The sequence below is a fragment of the Morganella sp. B601 genome, from assembly GCF_051172335.1.
In the GTDB taxonomy this organism is placed as follows: domain Bacteria; phylum Pseudomonadota; class Gammaproteobacteria; order Enterobacterales; family Enterobacteriaceae; genus Morganella; species Morganella morganii.
The window spans coordinates 689,160-707,300 of the sequence record NZ_JBPIZE010000001.1 but is presented as its reverse complement, the minus strand read 5'-3'; the positions used below and the strand labels follow the sequence as shown (position 1 = coordinate 707,300).

At 52.1% G+C, this 18,141-nt stretch carries 21 protein-coding genes and 7 tRNA genes; 10 read left to right on the top strand and 18 right to left on the bottom strand.

What is annotated here, in order from left to right; genetic code table 11:
• Nucleotides 1–17: 17 nt before the first annotated feature.
• From efeB to ACSBQN_RS03430, 5 genes are all read right to left on the bottom strand, one after another.
• Entirely contained in the window at nucleotides 18–1,307 is a 1,290-nt protein-coding gene (gene efeB, locus ACSBQN_RS03450) for an iron uptake transporter deferrochelatase/peroxidase subunit (RefSeq protein WP_024473494.1), read from the bottom strand.
• Entirely contained in the window at nucleotides 1,304–2,203 is a 900-nt protein-coding gene (locus tag ACSBQN_RS03445; protein WP_024473495.1) for an EfeM/EfeO family lipoprotein, read from the bottom strand. Before ACSBQN_RS03445 ends, efeB begins: the two co-directional genes overlap by 4 nt.
• Nucleotides 2,193–3,032 carry an FTR1 family iron permease gene (locus ACSBQN_RS03440; RefSeq protein WP_024473496.1) on the bottom strand — a complete coding sequence of 280 codons (840 nt, stop codon included), beginning with the start codon at nucleotides 3,030–3,032 and terminating at the stop codon, nucleotides 2,193–2,195. Before ACSBQN_RS03440 ends, ACSBQN_RS03445 begins: the two co-directional genes overlap by 11 nt.
• Nucleotides 3,033–3,055: 23 nt before the next feature.
• A complete protein-coding gene (locus tag ACSBQN_RS03435) occupies nucleotides 3,056–3,376 on the bottom strand; it encodes a cupredoxin domain-containing protein (protein WP_004240277.1) in 321 nt (106 codons plus the stop codon).
• A gap of 99 nt (nucleotides 3,377–3,475) precedes the next feature.
• Complete coding sequence (locus ACSBQN_RS03430; protein WP_004240274.1) at nucleotides 3,476–4,030, bottom strand: iron transporter; 555 nt, start codon at nucleotides 4,028–4,030, stop codon at nucleotides 3,476–3,478.
• Nucleotides 4,031–4,270: 240 nt separating this feature from the next.
• Here ACSBQN_RS03430 and ACSBQN_RS03425 point away from each other — a divergent pair, with 240 nt between their 5' ends.
• Both ACSBQN_RS03425 and ACSBQN_RS03420 read left to right on the top strand, forming a co-directional pair.
• Complete coding sequence (locus tag ACSBQN_RS03425) at nucleotides 4,271–4,852, top strand: DJ-1/PfpI family protein (protein ID WP_036418574.1); 582 nt, start codon at nucleotides 4,271–4,273, stop codon at nucleotides 4,850–4,852.
• Nucleotides 4,853–4,917: 65 nt separating this feature from the next.
• Nucleotides 4,918–5,181 (top strand): hypothetical protein, encoded by a 264-nt coding sequence (locus ACSBQN_RS03420; RefSeq protein ID WP_236595616.1) that lies wholly within the window; start codon nucleotides 4,918–4,920, stop codon nucleotides 5,179–5,181.
• Here ACSBQN_RS03420 and ACSBQN_RS03415 read toward each other — a convergent pair.
• The gene (locus tag ACSBQN_RS03415) at nucleotides 5,174–5,692 is read right to left on the bottom strand and encodes a YgjV family protein (protein WP_201894049.1); all 519 of its coding nucleotides are present in this window, start codon (nucleotides 5,690–5,692) and stop codon (nucleotides 5,174–5,176) included. The two genes, ACSBQN_RS03420 and ACSBQN_RS03415, sit on opposite strands and share 8 nt — an antisense overlap.
• 162 nt (nucleotides 5,693–5,854) lie before the next feature.
• Entirely contained in the window at nucleotides 5,855–6,082 is a 228-nt protein-coding gene (sra, locus tag ACSBQN_RS03410; protein ID WP_015422863.1) for a stationary-phase-induced ribosome-associated protein, read from the bottom strand.
• Nucleotides 6,083–6,243: 161 nt separating this feature from the next.
• On the opposite strand from sra, the gene ACSBQN_RS03405 reads away from it, so the two are divergent.
• Nucleotides 6,244–6,708 (top strand): HIT family protein, encoded by a 465-nt coding sequence (locus ACSBQN_RS03405; protein ID WP_004240268.1) that lies wholly within the window; start codon nucleotides 6,244–6,246, stop codon nucleotides 6,706–6,708.
• A gap of 37 nt (nucleotides 6,709–6,745) precedes the next feature.
• Here the strand turns inward: ACSBQN_RS03405 and ACSBQN_RS03400 are convergent, their stop codons facing one another.
• From ACSBQN_RS03400 to ACSBQN_RS03370, 7 genes are all read right to left on the bottom strand, one after another.
• The gene (locus ACSBQN_RS03400) at nucleotides 6,746–7,852 is read right to left on the bottom strand and encodes a hypothetical protein (protein WP_024473500.1); all 1,107 of its coding nucleotides are present in this window, start codon (nucleotides 7,850–7,852) and stop codon (nucleotides 6,746–6,748) included.
• Between the two features lie 252 nt (nucleotides 7,853–8,104).
• Nucleotides 8,105–8,180 (bottom strand) — tRNA-Lys (locus ACSBQN_RS03395).
• A gap of 24 nt (nucleotides 8,181–8,204) precedes the next feature.
• Nucleotides 8,205–8,280: transfer RNA gene (locus tag ACSBQN_RS03390), tRNA-Lys, on the bottom strand.
• 32 nt (nucleotides 8,281–8,312) lie between these two features.
• A tRNA-Val gene (locus ACSBQN_RS03385) sits at nucleotides 8,313–8,388 on the bottom strand.
• 37 nt (nucleotides 8,389–8,425) lie between these two features.
• Nucleotides 8,426–8,501: transfer RNA gene (locus tag ACSBQN_RS03380), tRNA-Val, on the bottom strand.
• 55 nt (nucleotides 8,502–8,556) lie between these two features.
• Nucleotides 8,557–8,632, bottom strand: a tRNA-Val gene (locus tag ACSBQN_RS03375).
• 40 nt (nucleotides 8,633–8,672) lie between these two features.
• Complete coding sequence (locus tag ACSBQN_RS03370; protein WP_158001755.1) at nucleotides 8,673–8,822, bottom strand: hypothetical protein; 150 nt, start codon at nucleotides 8,820–8,822, stop codon at nucleotides 8,673–8,675.
• 146 nt (nucleotides 8,823–8,968) lie between these two features.
• Here ACSBQN_RS03370 and gltX point away from each other — a divergent pair, with 146 nt between their 5' ends.
• The 3 genes from gltX (at nucleotide 8,969) to ACSBQN_RS03355 (ending at nucleotide 10,735) form a co-directional block, all read left to right on the top strand.
• Nucleotides 8,969–10,384, top strand: coding sequence for a glutamate--tRNA ligase (gene gltX / locus ACSBQN_RS03365; RefSeq protein WP_354633200.1), 1,416 nt, complete (start codon nucleotides 8,969–8,971; stop codon nucleotides 10,382–10,384).
• A gap of 158 nt (nucleotides 10,385–10,542) precedes the next feature.
• Nucleotides 10,543–10,618, top strand: a tRNA-Ala gene (locus ACSBQN_RS03360).
• Nucleotides 10,619–10,659: 41 nt separating this feature from the next.
• Nucleotides 10,660–10,735, top strand: a tRNA-Ala gene (locus ACSBQN_RS03355).
• Nucleotides 10,736–10,783: 48 nt separating this feature from the next.
• On the opposite strand, the gene ACSBQN_RS03350 is transcribed toward ACSBQN_RS03355, so the two are convergent.
• Complete coding sequence (locus ACSBQN_RS03350) at nucleotides 10,784–11,536, bottom strand: SDR family NAD(P)-dependent oxidoreductase (protein WP_024473502.1); 753 nt, start codon at nucleotides 11,534–11,536, stop codon at nucleotides 10,784–10,786.
• A 123-nt stretch (nucleotides 11,537–11,659) separates the two neighbouring features.
• Here ACSBQN_RS03350 and ACSBQN_RS03345 point away from each other — a divergent pair, with 123 nt between their 5' ends.
• A complete protein-coding gene (locus ACSBQN_RS03345) occupies nucleotides 11,660–12,082 on the top strand; it encodes a MarR family winged helix-turn-helix transcriptional regulator (protein ID WP_015422864.1) in 423 nt (140 codons plus the stop codon).
• Here the strand turns inward: ACSBQN_RS03345 and ACSBQN_RS03340 are convergent.
• The 3 genes from ACSBQN_RS03340 to zipA all read right to left on the bottom strand — a co-directional run bounded on the left by ACSBQN_RS03340 (nucleotide 12,076) and on the right by zipA (nucleotide 15,425).
• Nucleotides 12,076–12,297, bottom strand: coding sequence for a DUF3820 family protein (locus ACSBQN_RS03340; protein ID WP_004240260.1), 222 nt, complete (start codon nucleotides 12,295–12,297; stop codon nucleotides 12,076–12,078). The two genes, ACSBQN_RS03345 and ACSBQN_RS03340, sit on opposite strands and share 7 nt — an antisense overlap.
• A 59-nt stretch (nucleotides 12,298–12,356) precedes the next feature.
• Entirely contained in the window at nucleotides 12,357–14,375 is a 2,019-nt protein-coding gene (gene ligA / locus ACSBQN_RS03335; protein ID WP_024473503.1) for an NAD-dependent DNA ligase LigA, read from the bottom strand.
• 75 nt (nucleotides 14,376–14,450) lie between these two features.
• The gene (zipA, locus tag ACSBQN_RS03330) at nucleotides 14,451–15,425 is read right to left on the bottom strand and encodes a cell division protein ZipA (RefSeq protein WP_186724504.1); all 975 of its coding nucleotides are present in this window, start codon (nucleotides 15,423–15,425) and stop codon (nucleotides 14,451–14,453) included.
• 234 nt (nucleotides 15,426–15,659) lie between these two features.
• On the opposite strand from zipA, the gene cysZ reads away from it, so the two are divergent.
• From cysZ to ptsH, 3 genes are all read left to right on the top strand, one after another.
• The gene (cysZ, locus tag ACSBQN_RS03325) at nucleotides 15,660–16,412 is read left to right on the top strand and encodes a sulfate transporter CysZ (RefSeq protein ID WP_049245881.1); all 753 of its coding nucleotides are present in this window, start codon (nucleotides 15,660–15,662) and stop codon (nucleotides 16,410–16,412) included.
• 189 nt (nucleotides 16,413–16,601) lie between these two features.
• Complete coding sequence (gene cysK, locus ACSBQN_RS03320) at nucleotides 16,602–17,558, top strand: cysteine synthase A (protein ID WP_024473506.1); 957 nt, start codon at nucleotides 16,602–16,604, stop codon at nucleotides 17,556–17,558.
• A gap of 276 nt (nucleotides 17,559–17,834) precedes the next feature.
• On the top strand, nucleotides 17,835–18,092 hold the full coding sequence (gene ptsH, locus ACSBQN_RS03315; RefSeq protein ID WP_004240254.1) for a phosphocarrier protein Hpr: 258 nt from the start codon (nucleotides 17,835–17,837) through the stop codon (nucleotides 18,090–18,092).
• Nucleotides 18,093–18,141: the final 49 nt, after the last annotated feature.

The following is an 18,141-nucleotide window of genomic DNA, read 5'->3' as shown; positions in this document are numbered from 1 at the left end:
TACCGCCCGGTATCCTCTTATCTGCCCTGCTCCCTCGCGGCAGCAATCAGTGTCTCACCCAGATAGCTTTTCTCTGAGGTAATCCCCGGCAATACCAGATAGTATCCGCCGCCGAACGGTTTGATGTAACGCTCAAGCGGTTCGCCGTTCAGCCGCTTCTGGGTATCAATAAAGCCTTTTTTCAAATCCTTCTGGAAGGAGATAAATACCAGCCCCATATCCAGTTGCCCGGACGGGGTCAGCCCCAGCGAGTAGCTGTAGCTGCGGCGGCGCAGTTTGGCCACATGCCGCTCTGTGGAGCGGGGTTCAGCGCGGCGCATGTGGGAATCAAATAAGACCCGGTCACCGTGCGGATCCTGCTTAAAGTCCGGGTCGTCGTGCTCATGCTCTTTTCCCATCGGCGCACCACTGGCTTTGTGACGGCCAAAATCATTTTCCTGATCTTCCAGCGGTGTCCGGTCCCAGAATTCCAGCTCAAAACGGATAAGGCGTACCGCCTGATAACTGCCGTTCTCCGCCCAGGCGGGTTCCCGGCCGGTGATCCAGACCAGGTCGTTCATCAGGGCATCATCACCGGCATCGGCATTACCGGTACCGTCTTTAAAGCCAAACAGGTTAACCGGTGTTGTGCGGCATTCAATATCCCGTGCGGGCAGAAAACCGTCAATTTTCCACAACGGAGCTACCCGGCCTGAGAGGCGGCGCAACACTTCACGCAGTGCATAAATCACCGTTTCACGGCTGTTGGCACAAAACTGCAGCAGGATATCCCCGCCGCACCAGTCCGGATCAAGCCTGTCGTTCGGGAACGCCGTCATGGCTGTAAATTTTTGTGGTTTCAGTGGCGATAAACCGAAACGCTCATCAAACAGGGAGTGGCCGAGAGAGACCGTCACTGTCAGTGCATCCGCCGTCAGTGCCGTACCGAGAATTCCGGATTCCGCCGGCGGCATTCTGTCATCACCCGGTGCCGCCGCCTGACGGTTGCGGGTCAGTTCCGCAATACAACCGGTCAGCCGCCGGAAAACATCTTCAACCTCATCCAGCGTTTTAACGGTCAGGTTCAGTGACAGAAAAATGGCCTCTTTCTGCTCCGGTGTGATAACCCCGGCCTGATGTTTGCCAAGGTACGGAATTTCCCGCAGCCGCGCGCTGTTATCACACGCCGCCGGTGCTGCGGCAGCAGAAAAAGCCGGTAACCCGCCGGACAACAGAACACTCCCTGCCCCCAGCCATTTCAGGGTATTTCGTTTGCTGAGACTGACAGACTCTTCTGTCTCAGTCAGATTCACTTTGCCGTGTTTCATGGTTCATTCCGGTATTTGTAATACACGTCTATTTTCAGTTCAGCGCGCAGTTGTGCCAGAGATTCTGCCAGCAGCGTCAGGTCTGCATAGAGTTGCTGTTTATCTTCCGGTGTCAGTTTCTCATATTCCGCATACTGCCCCCGGGTATCCCGGTAACGGGCTATTACCGCATCCGGCCCCGCAAACTGCTTTCTGAGTGTCTCATTGGTTTTTGCGGATAATAACGGCGCCAGCCCGCTGACAATGCGCCGGGCCCCTTCAATATTGGCGGCGATATCTGACAGATCTGAACGACTGTAGCGGTTTTCATCACCACTCAGTTTAGTGCTGAGAATCAGCTCAATACTGTCATCCGCAGATTGCACCAATTTTGCCGCCGGGAGGGTTTCCACGTCGATCCGCTGTTTCAGATCGTTAATATTGCGCAGCAGATCGGCGGTGGCGGTCTGAGCGGCAGCGGGATCATTTTGGGCAAAGAGTGCATATTCGATGCGGTGAAACCCGGTGAATTTCGGATCCTGCTCGCGGCTGAGAAAATAGCCGGCATGAGGGTTAATGACCCTGTCAGCGTGGCCGAAAACCACCACTGCCGCGCGGATAACCTCATAATCATAATGTGCCTGAATATAAGCCTGCCGTGCAGCTGCCATATCCCCCGCGGCCAGCGCTTTTTGCAGCAATTGCAGCTGATGTTCAGCCGCAGCTGTCTGTTTCCCCATCATCGTCATGTAATCCGCCACAACCGGACGGAATTTTTCCGGTGACGGAATATCCCCTTTGGCGATCACCACATCACTGCCGGTATCCGGATTACCTGCACGGTATTTTTCCGCATAGCCGGGAGCGCTGAGTAGCAGTGATGCCAGAACCAGTACGGCAGTCCGGTTAATCCGCATGTTTTTTTCCTCTGCGGCAGAACAGCGCAATAATCACCAGCCAGTACACCACAAAAGTAATGACACTCAGGCCGATAGGCTGCGCACGGTAACCGAACAGGCTGGCCAGGAAGCTGCCGGTGGTACCGGTGTCATCCAGCCAGTTGGTGGTATCCCACAGCGGATAGATGAGGAAATCATTCAGTTCGATATCATGTTCGGTCAGCAGGTTGACGATTTCTTCCGTTCCCTTAAGCAGCAGCGAACAGGCAAGGAACAACAGCACAATACCGGTGATACGGAAAAACCATTTCCAGGCAATTTTCCGGTAAGTGAACAGGAACAGCCACAACGTCAGTGCCGCTACCGCGATACCGGCCACGACTTCCCCGGTAAATGACCACATGTTGTCTGCATTCAGCCCCATCACAATACCGGAGAGGAACACCACGATTTCACTGCCTTCACGGGCTATCGCGATCGCCACAATAAACAACGCGCCCCACCAGGAGTGCTGCCGGGCACTGTCATTCATCTCCTGCTCAATACCGGATTTGAGTGATGCGCTGTGCTGCTGCATCCAGTACACCATCTGCACGATCAATACCGCAGCAAACAGCGACATACCGATCATAAAGTATGTCTGGCCGCTGTCATCCAGCACATTAAACACACCATAGATAAGCAGTGCGAGAAAGAGTGACAGCGCAACACCGAGTGCCACTCCGCCCCAGAGATAGCGACGCCCTGCGGCGGCATCCGGGTGCTGTTTAATCCACGCATAGATGATGCCGACCACCAGCAGAGCTTCAAAGCTTTCACGCCAGACGACAAAAAGAACCTGTCCCATAATTAATTCCTGTGAACTGACACTTATTCCGCGATGATCTCACCGGCCGGATGCGACAGATGAAAATCATCAAAAAAGGTATATTTTCCGGGTTTGAGCGGTGCAATCACCACCACGGAAGATGCCCCCGGAGCCAGCACTTTCTCTTTGCGCAGTTGGGTACTTTCAAATTCGACCGGTTCGGTACCGGTATTGGAGATTTTAATGCGGATCGGCGTTTTCGCGGGTACCTTCAGTACCGGCGGTGTCAGTTCGCCGTTATTCATTTCCAGTTCGACAGTGAATTTCTCTGCCGCTGCGGCGGGCAGTGATATAAGGGAGAGCACCGATAAACACAGTGCCATAACAACGAGTTTCATGAGTGACCTCAGCGGGATAGTGACATCCGGTGTCCGGACAGCAGACCGCGGTTACCGGCCTGCTGTTTTCCTTAAATAATAAACTCAGTAACTGCCTTTGCGGCCGGTACCGGCATACTCGAAGTCCCAGGAGACATCAAACGGCTCAAACCACGGAGCAACACCGGTTTCTTTATCGATATGACGACCGAAAGCCACGTTGTCGTTCATGCTCGGCGGAGAGATGCGGTATTCGACGCGGTATTTACCGTAACCATCCAGTTTCAGGTTTTCACCGTAGTGCGGGCCGTCGCTGGCAACCATCGCCATAAAGGTGCCGGACTGTGCTTTTTTCGGATCATCCAGTTTAGTGACTTTGTAATCCACTTTCAGATACGGGATCCAATCCCCTTCCGCGAAGCCGTTCGGGTTTTCCTCAACGGCGTGGATATCTGCTTCCAGGTGGATGTCTGACTTATCCGCCGCGAGGTGATGCATTTCATGTTTGCCTTCCACTGCCATGGTAATCGGCTGCAGATATACACCCTGAATCTCCATACCATTTTTGATAACAGGTTGTCCGAGCGGATATTCCAGTGCCAGGGCAGAGGTTGATACCACGCCCAGTAATGCTGCTGCCACACTCATCCCGATACGCATGCTGATTCCTCATTGTCATTATACAAATAGTACTGACAATAATAATCATTACCATTTGCACTGTTCAAGTAAAAGTTATCGCTTACCGCCACATTTTTCAATGAAACGGTTACATTTCCACCGGGATTGAGCTACGAAATACATCCGCAAAGGCAATGTCCGGCAGGAAATATCCGCTGTTGTATAATTTGCACGGATGCGTTACATCTTAAGCAGCCTTCCGCAAATGAGATCACACTGATGCAAGCCGATATTGTGCTGTTCGACGATTTTGAAACCCTGGATGTGTTCGGCCCTGCTGAGATTTTCGGCCGTTCCCCGCATTACACACTGAATTACTGCTCTCTCAGCGGTGGTGTGATCACCAGTTCACAGGGGGCACAGATAATAACAACGGTATTTGAGCCGGAGAAAACCGCGTTAATGCTGGTGCCGGGTGGCCAGGGCACACGGCAGCTGGTCAGTGATGAGGGCATGCTCACGGCGTTGCGTACGGCAGCACAGCATGCACAATGGTGCCTTTCCGTCTGTACCGGTTCGGCTCTTCTGGCAGCGGCCGGTGTGCTTGACGGCAGACGGGCGACATCCAATAAACGTGCCTGGCAGTGGGTAACCTCCCTGTCCGCGCAGGTAAACTGGGTGAAAAAGGCACGCTGGTGTGCGGATGGCCGTTTTTATACCTCTTCCGGTGTATCGGCGGGCACGGATATGGCGCTGGCATTTATTGCTGATCGCCACGGTGAGGCCGCAGCGGAAGAGATCGCACAACACATTGAATACCGGTGGCATAATGATGCCGGCGATGACCCCTTTGCCGTATAAAAACTGGACGACAGGCAACCATTTACGACATAATAGCGCCTCTGAAATAAAACCGGCGGATGTTTATGTTAGAAACTATCGGATTTGTGCTACTGGTGAGTACCTGCGGCGACGATGCCTGCGAGGCACTGCCGGTCACGGAAGATATCTATACCAGACATGAGTGCGAACTCCGCCTGAAATATATCACCAAACGCCGTCCCAACCTCTACTTTATGTGTAACGAGGTAATGCGCGAAACCGGCTCCGGTGATGACGACACCCCCGGAATTCCGGATGATCCGGAAGACACGCTCCCTCCGGATGAGCAGCCGCAACCGCTTAACTGAACGGATTAATTCCCTGTTTTATCAGACGCCGGAAACGGAAAATCGCCCAGCCGTTGATCACCAGAAACGTCGATTCAATCAGTGTGCCGCCGACCGTTCCCAGCCAGGCGTTATACACCACCCAGCAGGCTGTTGAACACCAGATAACATACCGCATACGCAATCCCGTCAGCAGGAAAAACGCAAAGGTGCTCATCAGGGTGCCCGTTACCGGCAGCACTTCCTGCCATGTACGGATATTCGGCACCGCCAGAACCAGTGTCAGTGAAACAAATAACCAGAGCACCCAACGCTGACGATGGCTGATAGACACATAAGTCCGGATGCTGTTGAGCGAGGCACTGATCCCGGCGGGATATGCACCAAGCAGAAAAAAGTGGGATGCCATAATGGCGGTGTAAATTGATAACCGGATTTTGAGCTTCCGCTCATTGCGCTGGACAAAAACCGTCGTACCGATAATAAATGCAACAATACCGAGCCCCTGCCCTGCGTAATACAGATAGTCCATCTTCCCCTGCCGTAATCACATGCTGAATGGTTTTAATTATTGTGCTGTCAGCATAAACATAATTTGTTCAGGTTGCGAGCGATTGCACGTTTCAGACATTAAAAAAGAGGCCTCAGCCCCTTTTCTTATTTGCATCATGTCGTTATCACATGTGCAGTGGTATCAGCATGCCATATAGCCCGGATAATGTGTCTCGATTTTGTGATAAGTCCGGGTTTTCTTATTATCGTCCTGAATGACACAGATTCTGCTTTTTGACTTCAGCGCCTGCGGGATTTTTTCCGCGTTTTCATCTGCGGCAGCTGCAATAAAGATGTTAATTTTTGATTTCCCTTTACTGTATGTATAGGGCATTCCTAACAAACGTCTCGCAGCTCTGTTAGTTCGCATAATAAACTCCTCATTGTTGTGAACGTTCACCCATTATAGCAACTTACTGAAAATAATAAAGTTTTCCATAAGTGGCTGATTTACCGCCTGCATAATGGTATTTCCGTGCCCTATCCTGTATGTTGGATACGACCTGTTCACTGACCGGGAGAGTCTGATAAATGGCGTGTATTTTTTGTGATATCGCGGCGGGGAAAGCCCCCTGCCATAAGATCTGGGAAGATGAGCATTATCTGGCATTTTTGTCGATATTTCCCAACACCGACGGTTTTACGGTGGTGATCCCGAAAGCGCATTACCCGAGCTATGCGTTTGACCTGGAAGATGATGTTCTGACCGGGCTGGTGCTGGCGACCAAAAAAGTGGCAAAAGTTCTGGAAAAGGCATTTCCGGATGTCGCGCGCTGCGGTATGTTTTTCGAGGGCTACGGGGTGGATCATATCCACAGTAAACTCAGCCCGATGCATGGTACAGCCGATATGACAGAATGGCGGCCGATCGAACATAAACAACCCGCGTTTTACACACAGTATCCGGGATTTTTGTCATCCCACGACTGTGAGCGGGCAGATGATAAGAAGCTGGCTGAACTGGCGGCGGCTATCCGTGCAGGTCAGGAAAAGTGAGTGATTCCGGTGGTGCCTTCACCACCGGAATGTTGTGTCAGCGGACTTCGCACCCGACCACGGTGGCATACCCGAGACCATCACTGTCCATCATCAGCAGACACTGCGGGCTGAGGGTTTCCATCGCTTTTATCAGCATCATTGCCATCACAAAAACCGCTTCCCTGTCGGCGCTGACCTGATTATCCGCAATATAAATATTATTTTTCAGGAAAGTACGGCGCTGCGCTTTATTGCAGTACTGATAAATCACATCCTGCGCCAGTTCATTTTCCCGCATCAGCCAGAATGATTTTTCTTCCTCTTTATCCAGCAGATTCATTTTTTCCAGCATCGGCAGATCGGCGGTTAACTGCATTTCATTGATCGGCATAAAGCGCGACAAACTACCGTTAAACGGAAATGTATTGCGCTCAAAATAGTAGCAGGATGTCAGCAGAATGGCGCTTGCCATTTCGTGATAAGCCGGTATCTGACCCGCCTGCCAGATATTCAGCCCGACCAGAAGCCACATGGCGCTGTTATCTTCCTCATCAAACAGATGGCCGATATCATCCGGTGTCTGAATGAATTCAGTTGCACAGCCCCAGATTTTCGTTACATTGCGCTCAATTTCTGTATTTTGCAGTTGATTCGGAGTGATCACATACACGGTTTTCAGTTTTGACTGGTAACCTTCATGCTGCTGATTCAGATCTTTCGCCAGCGCGGTAAAAATAGCCTCAACCGAATGGTCATAACCGGCAAGCAGCTGTTTATCTTCCTCGTCTGTCCGCTGTTTCCGCTCTGAGGTATAAACCTGTTTAACACTTTTCGGCATCAGCAATGAAACCCCGGTCACCATCAGTCTGCGCTGGCACCAGTTGACCCACTCATTACGTTTGAAATTAATGGAGGCATTCCAGCTCTGACAGGCGATCCGCGCCTGCTCATGACGGTGCATGGCGTAAGTGAACAGACACATCCAGATCAGAATGTACGGCAGATAGATAAAAATCAGTACTTCCGTCAGCGGGAGTTTGAAAATATAAAAATCGAGAAAAAAGATAAGGGCCAGAACGACGAACAGCAACCCCAGCCACAGCGTAATTTTGGCGCCCGGTGCATCACGTTTAACCGGAAATTCAGGAACAGGCCACGACATCGGAATATAGCTCCATGCTGAAAGAAATACAGATATGCCGCTCCGGGTTGCCGGATCGACGTCAATATTTGTTATAAAAAGAGAGATCACAAAAAATCGTGACTGATACAGGAAAATAACGGCAGACCGGTTAAAAACTTTAATGGGACAACATGAGGCAGATCACAAAATCAGACTGAGAACAGAGAGAAATAAACAGAAATTAAGAAAGAGGATAACTGAGAGAAAAAAGAACTGCAGAGAGAAGAAAGATGGTGGGTCGTACAGGATTCGAACCTGTGACCAATTGATTAAAAGTCAACTGCTCTACCAACTGAGCTAACGACCCATCTTTGGGATTGATTTTCAGGAATGGTGGGTCGTACAGGATTCGAACCTGTGACCAATTGATTAAAAGTCAACTGCTCTACCAACTGAGCTAACGACCCATACCTGAGTGATGCGGGAGAATCATGTGAAGTGGTGGGCGATACCGGGCTCGAACCAGTGACCCCCTCCTTGTAAGGGAGATGCTCTACCAACTGAGCTAATCGCCCACTTCAGGATGACTGCAACTTACATCATTATTATGAATGGTGGGCGATACCGGGCTCGAACCAGTGACCCCCTCCTTGTAAGGGAGATGCTCTACCAACTGAGCTAATCGCCCATTCATAACATTTACTGCTTTACTTCACTATCACAACGTTCATTCTTAATAAGAATGGTGGGCGATACCGGGCTCGAACCAGTGACCCCCTCCTTGTAAGGGAGATGCTCTACCAACTGAGCTAATCGCCCGTCGTGATGGAGGTGCATTATAGGGATCTGCGCGTTTGAGTCAACGCTTTTTCGAAAGAAAATGATCGTTCGTTGTAATTTTAGTCACCCTGTTCTGATTATCACCACCCGAGCGCAGTATGTAAGCAGAAATCGGATAAATCGTGATCGCCGTCAGATTCAGTGCTGCAAAAACGTCCTGTTTTGTCATGTGTTTTTCCTTTTGACACGAGAAAAATGACTTTTTCGGCCTTCTTTCCCCCTTTTCATTGAGGAATTATGTCTCAGTGCTAAAATATCCCGCATCGTATTTCTTCATCCACTACGTCTGGCGCAGACGTTATGAAAGGCATTCCAATGAGTAAAGTAAAAACCCGTTTCGCACCCAGCCCTACCGGCTACCTGCATGTGGGCGGCGCACGTACCGCTCTGTACTCCTGGCTGTACAGCCGTCACAACCACGGTGAATTTGTCCTGCGTATAGAAGATACTGATCTTGAACGCTCAACTCAGGAAGCTATCGACGCCATTATGGACGGGATGAACTGGCTGAATCTCGGCTGGGATGAAGGTCCGTATTACCAGACCAAACGCTTTGACCGCTACAATCAGGTGATCGACACCATGATTGAAAACGGTACTGCTTACCGCTGCTACTGTTCCAAAGAGCGCCTGGAAGCCCTGCGTGAAAAACAGATGGCAAATAATGAGAAGCCGCGTTACGACGGTTGCTGCCGTGATCACGCTCATAACCATACCGCGGATGAGCCGCATGTGGTGCGTTTCCGTAACCCGCAGGAAGGATCTGTTATTTTTGATGACAAAATCCGCGGGCCGATCGAATTCAGCAACCAGGAACTGGATGACTTAATCATCCGCCGTACTGATGGTTCCCCGACCTATAACTTCTGTGTGGTTGTCGATGACTGGGATATGGAAATCACCCATGTTATCCGTGGTGAAGACCATATCAACAACACACCGCGCCAGATCAACATCCTGAAAGCCCTCGGTGCGCCGGTACCGGAATATGCCCACGTCTCCATGATCAACGGTGACGACGGCAAGAAATTATCCAAACGCCATGGTGCAGTAGGTGTGATGCAGTACCGCGATGACGGCTATCTGCCGCAGGCACTGCTGAACTACCTGGTGCGTCTGGGCTGGTCTCACGGCGATCAGGAAATCTTCAGCATTGAGGAAATGACGGAGCTGTTCACCCTGGAAGCCGTCAGCAAATCCGCCAGTGCATTCAATACTGAGAAATTACAGTGGCTCAACCACCACTACATTAACAGCATGCCTGCGGAAGAAGTGGCTGTTTACCTGCAATGGCATATTGAGAACGCCGGGATTGATACCCGCAACGGACCTGAACTGGCAGACCTGGTCCGCCTGCTGGGCGAACGCTGCAAGACACTGAAAGAAATGGCGGAAACCTGCCGTTACTTCTATGAAGACTTTGACAGCTTCGATGCCGATGCCGCGAAAAAACACCTGCGCCCTGTTGCCCGTCAGCCGCTGGAAGTGGTTAAAGCCAAACTGGCTGCACTGACCACCTGGACACCGGAAGCTGTACACGAAGCCATTCAGACAACCGCTGATGAACTGGAAATCGGGATGGGTAAAGTCGGTATGCCGTTACGTGTTGCCGTGACCGGTGCCGGCCAGTCTCCGGGCCTGGATGTGACCGTACATGCGATTGGTAAGTCCCGCTCTCTGGCGCGTATCGATATGGCGCTGGCCTTTATTGCTGAGCGCGAAGCACAGTAATCATTGTCAACAGCCTGATACCCGGCCCTGTGCCGGGTATTTTTTTGTCATTTTACTGAATTGACGGCTTTTTCATCGGTCGCACACGAATTTCATATTAAGCCGTTGACAGCTCAGGGAACCTTGCCTATTATGCTGCGCGTCCGGTCGATTTTATCGGGGCTATAGCTCAGCTGGGAGAGCGCTTGCATGGCATGCAAGAGGTCAGGGGTTCGATCCCCCTTAGCTCCACCAAATCTTTGGTGACTGATAAATACCGTGACATCCGGTTTTCCGGGGCTATAGCTCAGCTGGGAGAGCGCTTGCATGGCATGCAAGAGGTCAGGGGTTCGATCCCCCTTAGCTCCACCAAATTCAAACCCCGGTCTCTGACCGGGGTTTTTCGTTTCTGCCTTCCTGTCATTGTGCGGTATACCCGCCATCCACCGGATAAAAACCTCCGGTACAAAAACGACTGTCATCTGATAACAGAAATGCCACCATTTTTGCCACCTCTTCCCGTGTTGCCATCCGCTTCATCGGGTGACTCTCCGCCATCATTGCCTGCACATCCTGCGGTAACGCCAGAATATTGGGTGTCGCCACATAGCCGGGGCCGACCGCATTAATCCGCACGCCCTGTTCTGCATATTCCAGTGCCGCTGCGCGGGTCAGCCCGAGCACTGCGTGCTTGGCGGCGGTATAAGGCGCAATTCCCGCAATACCGGTGACTCCGTTACAGGCTGATAAATTCACCACCGCCCCGCCGCCGCTTTTGATAATGGCCGGAATACCGAATTTCATCCCGAGAAATGTGCCGGTCACATCCGTAGCCATCACATCCTGCCAGGCTTCAAAATCGTAATCCTCAATCTTCACGCCATGCGGTCCGGTGATCCCGGCATTGTTTACCAACCCGTGTAAAGCACCGAATTTATCTGACACTGTGCTCACCATCCGCTCACAATCGCTCAGTTTACGTACATCTGCTTCAATTGCCAGCACGCTATCTCCCGTAGGATCCCACTCATTTATGGCCTTTTGCAGATGTTCCGGATCCCGCCCGGTAATCGCAACTTTAGCCCCCCTTTTCAGTAATTCACGGGCAATTCCTTCACCCACCCCGGTTGATGCACCAGTAATCAGGATAATCTTCTGTTGAAAGTCTGTCATAGCATCACCTTTTAATTAACTTTGGTTAACTAAAAGCTTAATTGATTAACTTTTGTTAATCAACTTTCTTTTCCTGATTTTGCCTTTCGGCTAAACTAAGGGGGAGGATAAAAGGGAGGTGTTATGTCATTCAAGGAACTGGAAAATACACTGTCATTGTTACAGTGCACATTAGTAGCGCAACGGACCATCTGCTCACCTGAAAAGGTGACGTGGGCACAGTATGACGTAATGGAAATGTTGCGCCTTCAGGGGGATTTAACCCCGTCGGATTTAAGCCAGAAACTCGGGATTTCGCGCCAGAATGTCTCGAAATCATTACGGGCGCTGAAAAAACACCAGTTTGTTTCCCAGTATCAGTCGGAGACCGATAAACGGGAACTGGTGACCCAGCTGACACCGGAAGGTGAAGAGTTTCTGTCCCGCGCGGCGACAGGACGCACCCGCAATGCAGAAAAAGTATTTGCAAGTCTGGATGACGATGAACAGCGCCAGTTTCGTATACTGAGCCGGAAAGTCATCGATGCACTGACCCGGGATCAGTGAGCGGGACGTTTAAGCGGTTTTATCAGGCCACTTAAACCTTCGGTTTTAATTGCAAGGGTGAGTTGCATCAGCTGCCCCAGACGCCCTTCCGGGAAACTGTCTTTACGGGCAAACCAGAGCAGGTATTCCTCGGGAAGGTCAATTAAACGGCAACCTTTGTATTTACCAAATGGCATAGCAGTGTTAGCGACAGCCACTAAATCTTCTTTCTCCATCATCTCTCCTGATATGACTGAAACGGTCTTCTGCGGAAGACCGTTTTTCAGCCTGTCTGTCAGTTCAGCAGTGCAATAAACTCATCTTCATTGATCACTTTAATGCCCAGCTCTTCCGCTTTAGCCAGCTTGGAGCCTGCGGCTTCCCCGGCAACCACCAGATCGGTTTTCTTCGAAACACTGCCGGTGACTTTCGCCCCCAGTGCCGTCAGGCGATCTTTCGCCTCATCACGGGTCAGGATCTGCAGTGAGCCGGTCAGCACAACCACTTTACCGGCAAACGGGTTATCCAGTGCCGATGCATCCACTACCACCACATCCGGCCAGCTGATACCGACATCCCCGGTCAGGTCAGTGATAACCTCGCGGTTGTGCTGCTCGCGGAAGAAATTGACCACATGCTTCGCGACAACCTCCCCGACATCAGGAACGGCTTTCAGTGCTTCTGTATCCGCCTGCTGTAAGGCATCCAGGGTTCCGAAATGCTCTGCCAGGTTGGCCGCCGTGGCTTCGCCGACTTCGCGGATCCCCAGGGCATAAAGAAAACGGGCAAACGTGGTCTGTTTTGATGCAGCCAGCGCGTCAGTCAGTTTCTGTGCGGACTTCGGCCCCATGCGATCCAGCCCGGTCAGCTTGCCGGGGGTCAGACGCCACAGATCCGCCGGAGTCTTCACATACTCCGCATCCACCAGCTGGTCGATAATTTTATCCCCCAGCCCGTCCACATCCATGGCACGGCGGGACACAAAATGTTTGAGTGCTTCTTTGCGCTGTGCCCCGCAAATCAGACCGCCGGTACAGCGGGCAACCGCCTCGCCTTCCACCCGCTCAATATCTGACCCGCACACCGGGCAACTGAGCGGAAATTCAATATCCCGCGCATCCGCCGGACGCTCTGATTCCACCACGCCCACCACCTGCGGGATCACATCCCCGGCACGGCGGATAACCACGGTATCGCCGATTTTCAGGCCGAGACGGCTGATTTCATCCGCATTATGCAGTGTGGCATTACTGACCGTCACACCGGCCACCAGCACCGGCTCCAGACGGGCAACCGGGGTAATTGCACCGGTACGGCCGACCTGGAATTCCACATCACGGACAACGGTCATCTGTTCCTGGGCCGGGAATTTAAAGGCAGTCGCCCAGCGCGGGGCGCGGGACACAAAGCCCAGCGCCTCCTGGAGTGCAATGGAATCCACTTTAATCACCACGCCGTCAATATCAAAACCCAGCACCGGACGGCTCTCTTCCACCTTGTGATAGAAATCCAGCACCGCCTGACTGCCGGTGCAGCGCATCACACGATCACTGACCGGTAAGCCCCAGGCTTTAAATTGCTGCAGGCGATCATAGTGACTGCCCGGCAGTGTGCCGCCTTCCAGCACGCCCACGCCGTAACAGAAGAAAGTCAGCGGGCGTTTGGCTGTCACCGCCGGATCCAGCTGGCGCAATGAACCGGCTGCGGCGTTGCGCGGGTTGGCAAACACTTTGCCTCCGGTGCGGCGCGCTTCCTCATTCATCGCCTCAAAGCCTTTCTGCGGCATAAAGACTTCGCCGCGGATCTCAATACGCTGCGGGATATTTTCCCCGCGCAGTTTCAGCGGAATAGCGCGGATGGTCCGCACATTGGCGGTAATGTTTTCCCCGGTGGTACCGTCACCCCGGGTGGCTGCCTGCACCAGACTACCGTTTTCATACAACAGACTGACCGCCAGGCCGTCGAGTTTTAACTCACAGCAAAATGTCAGATCCTGCGTGTCTTTCAGACGGTCACGTACACGTTTGTCAAAGGCAAGATAGCTCTCCTCATCAAACACGTTATCGAGTGACAGCATCGGAATCTCATGGCGCACCTGTTCAAATGCACTCAGCGGTGATGCCCCGACCCGCTGTGTCGGGGAGTCCGGTGTGATAAGTTCCGGATGCTCCGCTTCCAGCGCTTTCAGACGCTGCATCAGGCGGTCATATTCCGCATCCGGCACTTCCGGGTTATCCAGCACGTGATAACAGTATTCATGATGGCGCAGTGTGGTGCGCAGCTGTTCAATGTCGTTTTCGTTATTTTTTGGCATCATAGTGATCTGCAATCTGTTTATACGTGAAAAAAACCCCCGTCATTGCGGGGGTTTTTGTGCGATTTGTGGGTCTCAGCTCTGTTTGGCGACGAGAACTTTGCGGATGCGCGCCTTGTACACCTCGATTTTCTGCGGTGTCAGCATTTTGCGCTCCTCATCCAGTACCACCCCGCCGACATCAGAGGCGATACGCTGAGCAGCCTGTAACATCAGCTTGAAGTTCTGGCTTGCATCACCATAGGACGGCACCATCATAAACATAGCCACGCCCGGGGTTTCGATCTCTTCCATCTGCTCCGGTACAAACGTGCCCGGATTCACCATATTGGCCAGACTGAATAACACCGGACCACTGCCTGCCGGATCGACATGGCGGTGATAAATGTTCATCGCCCCGAAACGGAACCCGGCCTGCTCGATAGCGGTGCGCAGAATATCACCTGCGACCATCTGTCCCGGATGGGCGGACACAAACAGTGCCAGCACAATCTCATTGTTCTCTGCACTGCTGCGCGGCGCTTCCTGAACCGGTTCCGGTTCAGTTACCGGCTCTTCTGTGTGAGGCATGTCAGTTTCAGCGGCAGTGATCACCGCGGCTGTTGTCATGACCTCCGGAGCCGGAGCTGCCGGTGCCTGTGCTTCCTGCTCAAGGGCATCAAATAATCCGATTTGCGGCTCTGTTTCCGGTGCTTTTACCGGCTGACGGCGCGGGCTCTGGGCTTTCGGCATCACAGGCGGTTCTTCCGGCTCTGATGACGGATACATTCTGCCGGCAGATAATAACGGATCCTGCTCATTCTGCGCTTCTGAATACGGAGAGACCTGCGGAGCCGGATCCTCCGGTAATACAGCAGAGTGACGGGAGCCGTGTGCCTCTGACATATCATCAGCGGCTTCATCCTGCGACTCGTATTTACGACGCTTCATGGGGCGCGCGCGAAACAGGGAAGAACGCTCTTTACGGCTCGTCCACAGTCCGTGAAGTAACAATGCGATGATTGCTACCGCACCCACAACGATTAATATCAGACGCAAATCTTGCATCAGTGCTATCTCTGTTGTTTAAATTAAAGGCCACCATGGCAAAATACTATCGTTTGATTACAAGAGTATTTGTCAATGATGTTAAGTTCAAGTCCCTGCACGAATTTCTTGCAATAAAGATCATTTAATTGCTCTTTTTGACTGATTTTTCATCCTGACATTTCATTTGTGGCCGGACAAATCAATAGTTCAGTCTGATAGTATAACGTTTTCCAATCATAGGAGTGAATAGGAAGTATGACAAATCCTGTCAGGCCGCTCAGCGGCTTTGCATATGTTGCACAGGGATGGCGGCTGATGATGCGTCCGGGTCTCCGGGCCTTCGTGATTCTGCCGTTGCTGGCCAATATCGTGGTTATGGGTGGTGCACTCTGGTGGTTGTTCAGTCAGTTCGGCGGGTGGATAGCCTGGCTGATGGATAAAGTGCCGGGCTGGCTGCAGTGGCTGGATTATCTTATCTGGCCGGTGGCGGTGATTTCTGTGCTGCTGATTTTCAGCTATTTTTTCAGCACGATCGCCAATATCATCGCCTCACCGTTTAACGGCTGGCTGTCGGAGAAACTGGAAGCGGAACTCACCGGGCGTCCCGCGCCGGATCAGGGCTGGGCGGATCTGATAAAAGATATCCCGCGTATCCTGAAACGGGAGATGGTCAAACTGCTCTATTACATCCCGCGCGCCGTTATTCTGCTGATCCTGTTTTTCATTCCGGGGATCGGACAGACCCTCGCGCCGGTGCTCTGGTTTATTTTCGGTGCCTGGATGATGTCCGTGCAGTACGGGGATTTCCCGTTTGATAACCACAAGGTCAGTTTTCCGGAAATGAAAAGCACACTGCGCCGCGATAATATGACCAATCTCCAGTTTGGTTCGCTGGTCAGTGTGCTGACCATGATCCCGTTTGTGAACCTGTTCATTATGCCTGCGGCGGTCTGCGGTGCCACCGCGCTGTGGGTGGATCGCTACCGCGCACAGTTTGTCCGCGACTGATCCGCAACTCCCCTCCGTGCAGGGCGGTTATCACACTGCCCTGCCGTTTTCCTGCTCCTTATACCTTTTCGCTATTGATCGTCTGTCCGGTTATAAGGATATGCCGATTATGTATTTCCTTTCCGCCGGTCAGCGGGTAATGTGGTTTTATATTTAGTCTGATTATGAATAACCCTATAAGGAAAACCGATGAGTAAGATATATGAAGATAATTCGCTAACCATTGGTCACACACCGCTGGTGCGCCTCAAACATTTCGGTCACGGCAATATCCTGGCGAAAGTGGAATCCCGCAACCCGAGTTTCAGCGTCAAGTGCCGTATCGGCGCCAATATGATCTGGGACGCGGAAAAACGCGGTATCCTGAAACCGGGTGTGGAACTGGTCGAGCCGACCAGCGGTAACACCGGGATTGCACTGGCGTATGTTGCCGCCGCCCGTGGTTACAAACTCACCCTGACCATGCCGGATACCATGAGTATCGAACGCCGCAAACTGCTGAAAGCCCTGGGTGCTAACCTGGTACTGACCGAAGGCGCGAAAGGCATGAAAGGCGCGATTGAAAAAGCCGATGAAATCAGCGCGTCTGATCCGTCCCGCTATATCGTGTTACAACAGTTCAGCAACCCAGCCAACCCGGCAATCCATGAGAAAACCACCGGCCCGGAAATCTGGGAAGACACTGACGGCAACGTGGATGTTGTGGTTGCCGGTGTCGGTACCGGCGGCACCATCAGCGGTATCGCCCGTTACCTGAAAAACATCAAAGGGAAAAAAGACGTCACTATCGTGGCTGTCGAACCGGAAGGCTCCCCGGTGATCACTCAGGCGCTGGCCGGGGAAGAGATCAAACCGGGCCCGCACAAAATTCAGGGTATCGGTGCCGGTTTTATCCCGGGTAACCTGGATCTGAGCCTGATTGACCGCGTCGAGCTGGTCAGCAACGAAGATGCTTTCGCCACCGCCCGTAAACTGATGGAGCGCGAAGGTATTCTCGCCGGCATTTCATCCGGTGCGGCTGTGATTGCGGCTGAACGTCTCGCGAAAGAAGATAAATTCAAGGGCAAAAATATCGTGGTGATCCTGCCGTCTTCCGGTGAACGTTATCTGAGTACTGCGCTGTTCGCTGATATCAGTGAAAACTGATCAACTGAACGGATTCAGTTCCCGCCCTGCCTGACCTCGAAAGCACCCGCAAAGGGTGCTTTTTTTGTGCAACGGATCAAAGTTTGACACTCTGCGGGGTGATTTTTGTGCGGTTGTTTAGTATTAAAAAAGTAATTATTTCACAGCTCAAAATAATGACACCAAATACGTATGTCGAATCTTCGGGTTGTGCTATTTTACTTGCTCCGGCTATGATTACTGTTATATGTCTTAATATTAACCGCCGATAAAAAATTCCAAACATGAGGTAACGCTATGTATCAGCAAGAAGTCACCATTACTGCACCTAACGGCCTGCATACCCGTCCTGCGGCTCAGTTTGTCAAAGAAGCCAAAACCTTCGCTTCTGACATCACCCTGACTTCCGGCGGCAAAAGCGCCAGCGCCAAAAGCCTGTTCAAGTTACAGACTCTGGGTCTGACACAGGGCACCGTGGTGACTATCGCCGCAGAAGGTGAAGATGAGCAGAAAGCGGTAGAGCACCTCGTCAAACTGATGGGTGAACTGGAGTAATCTCCTTCCGCCCTCACCTGTCAGGATCCCCGGCTGCCGTCTCATGCCG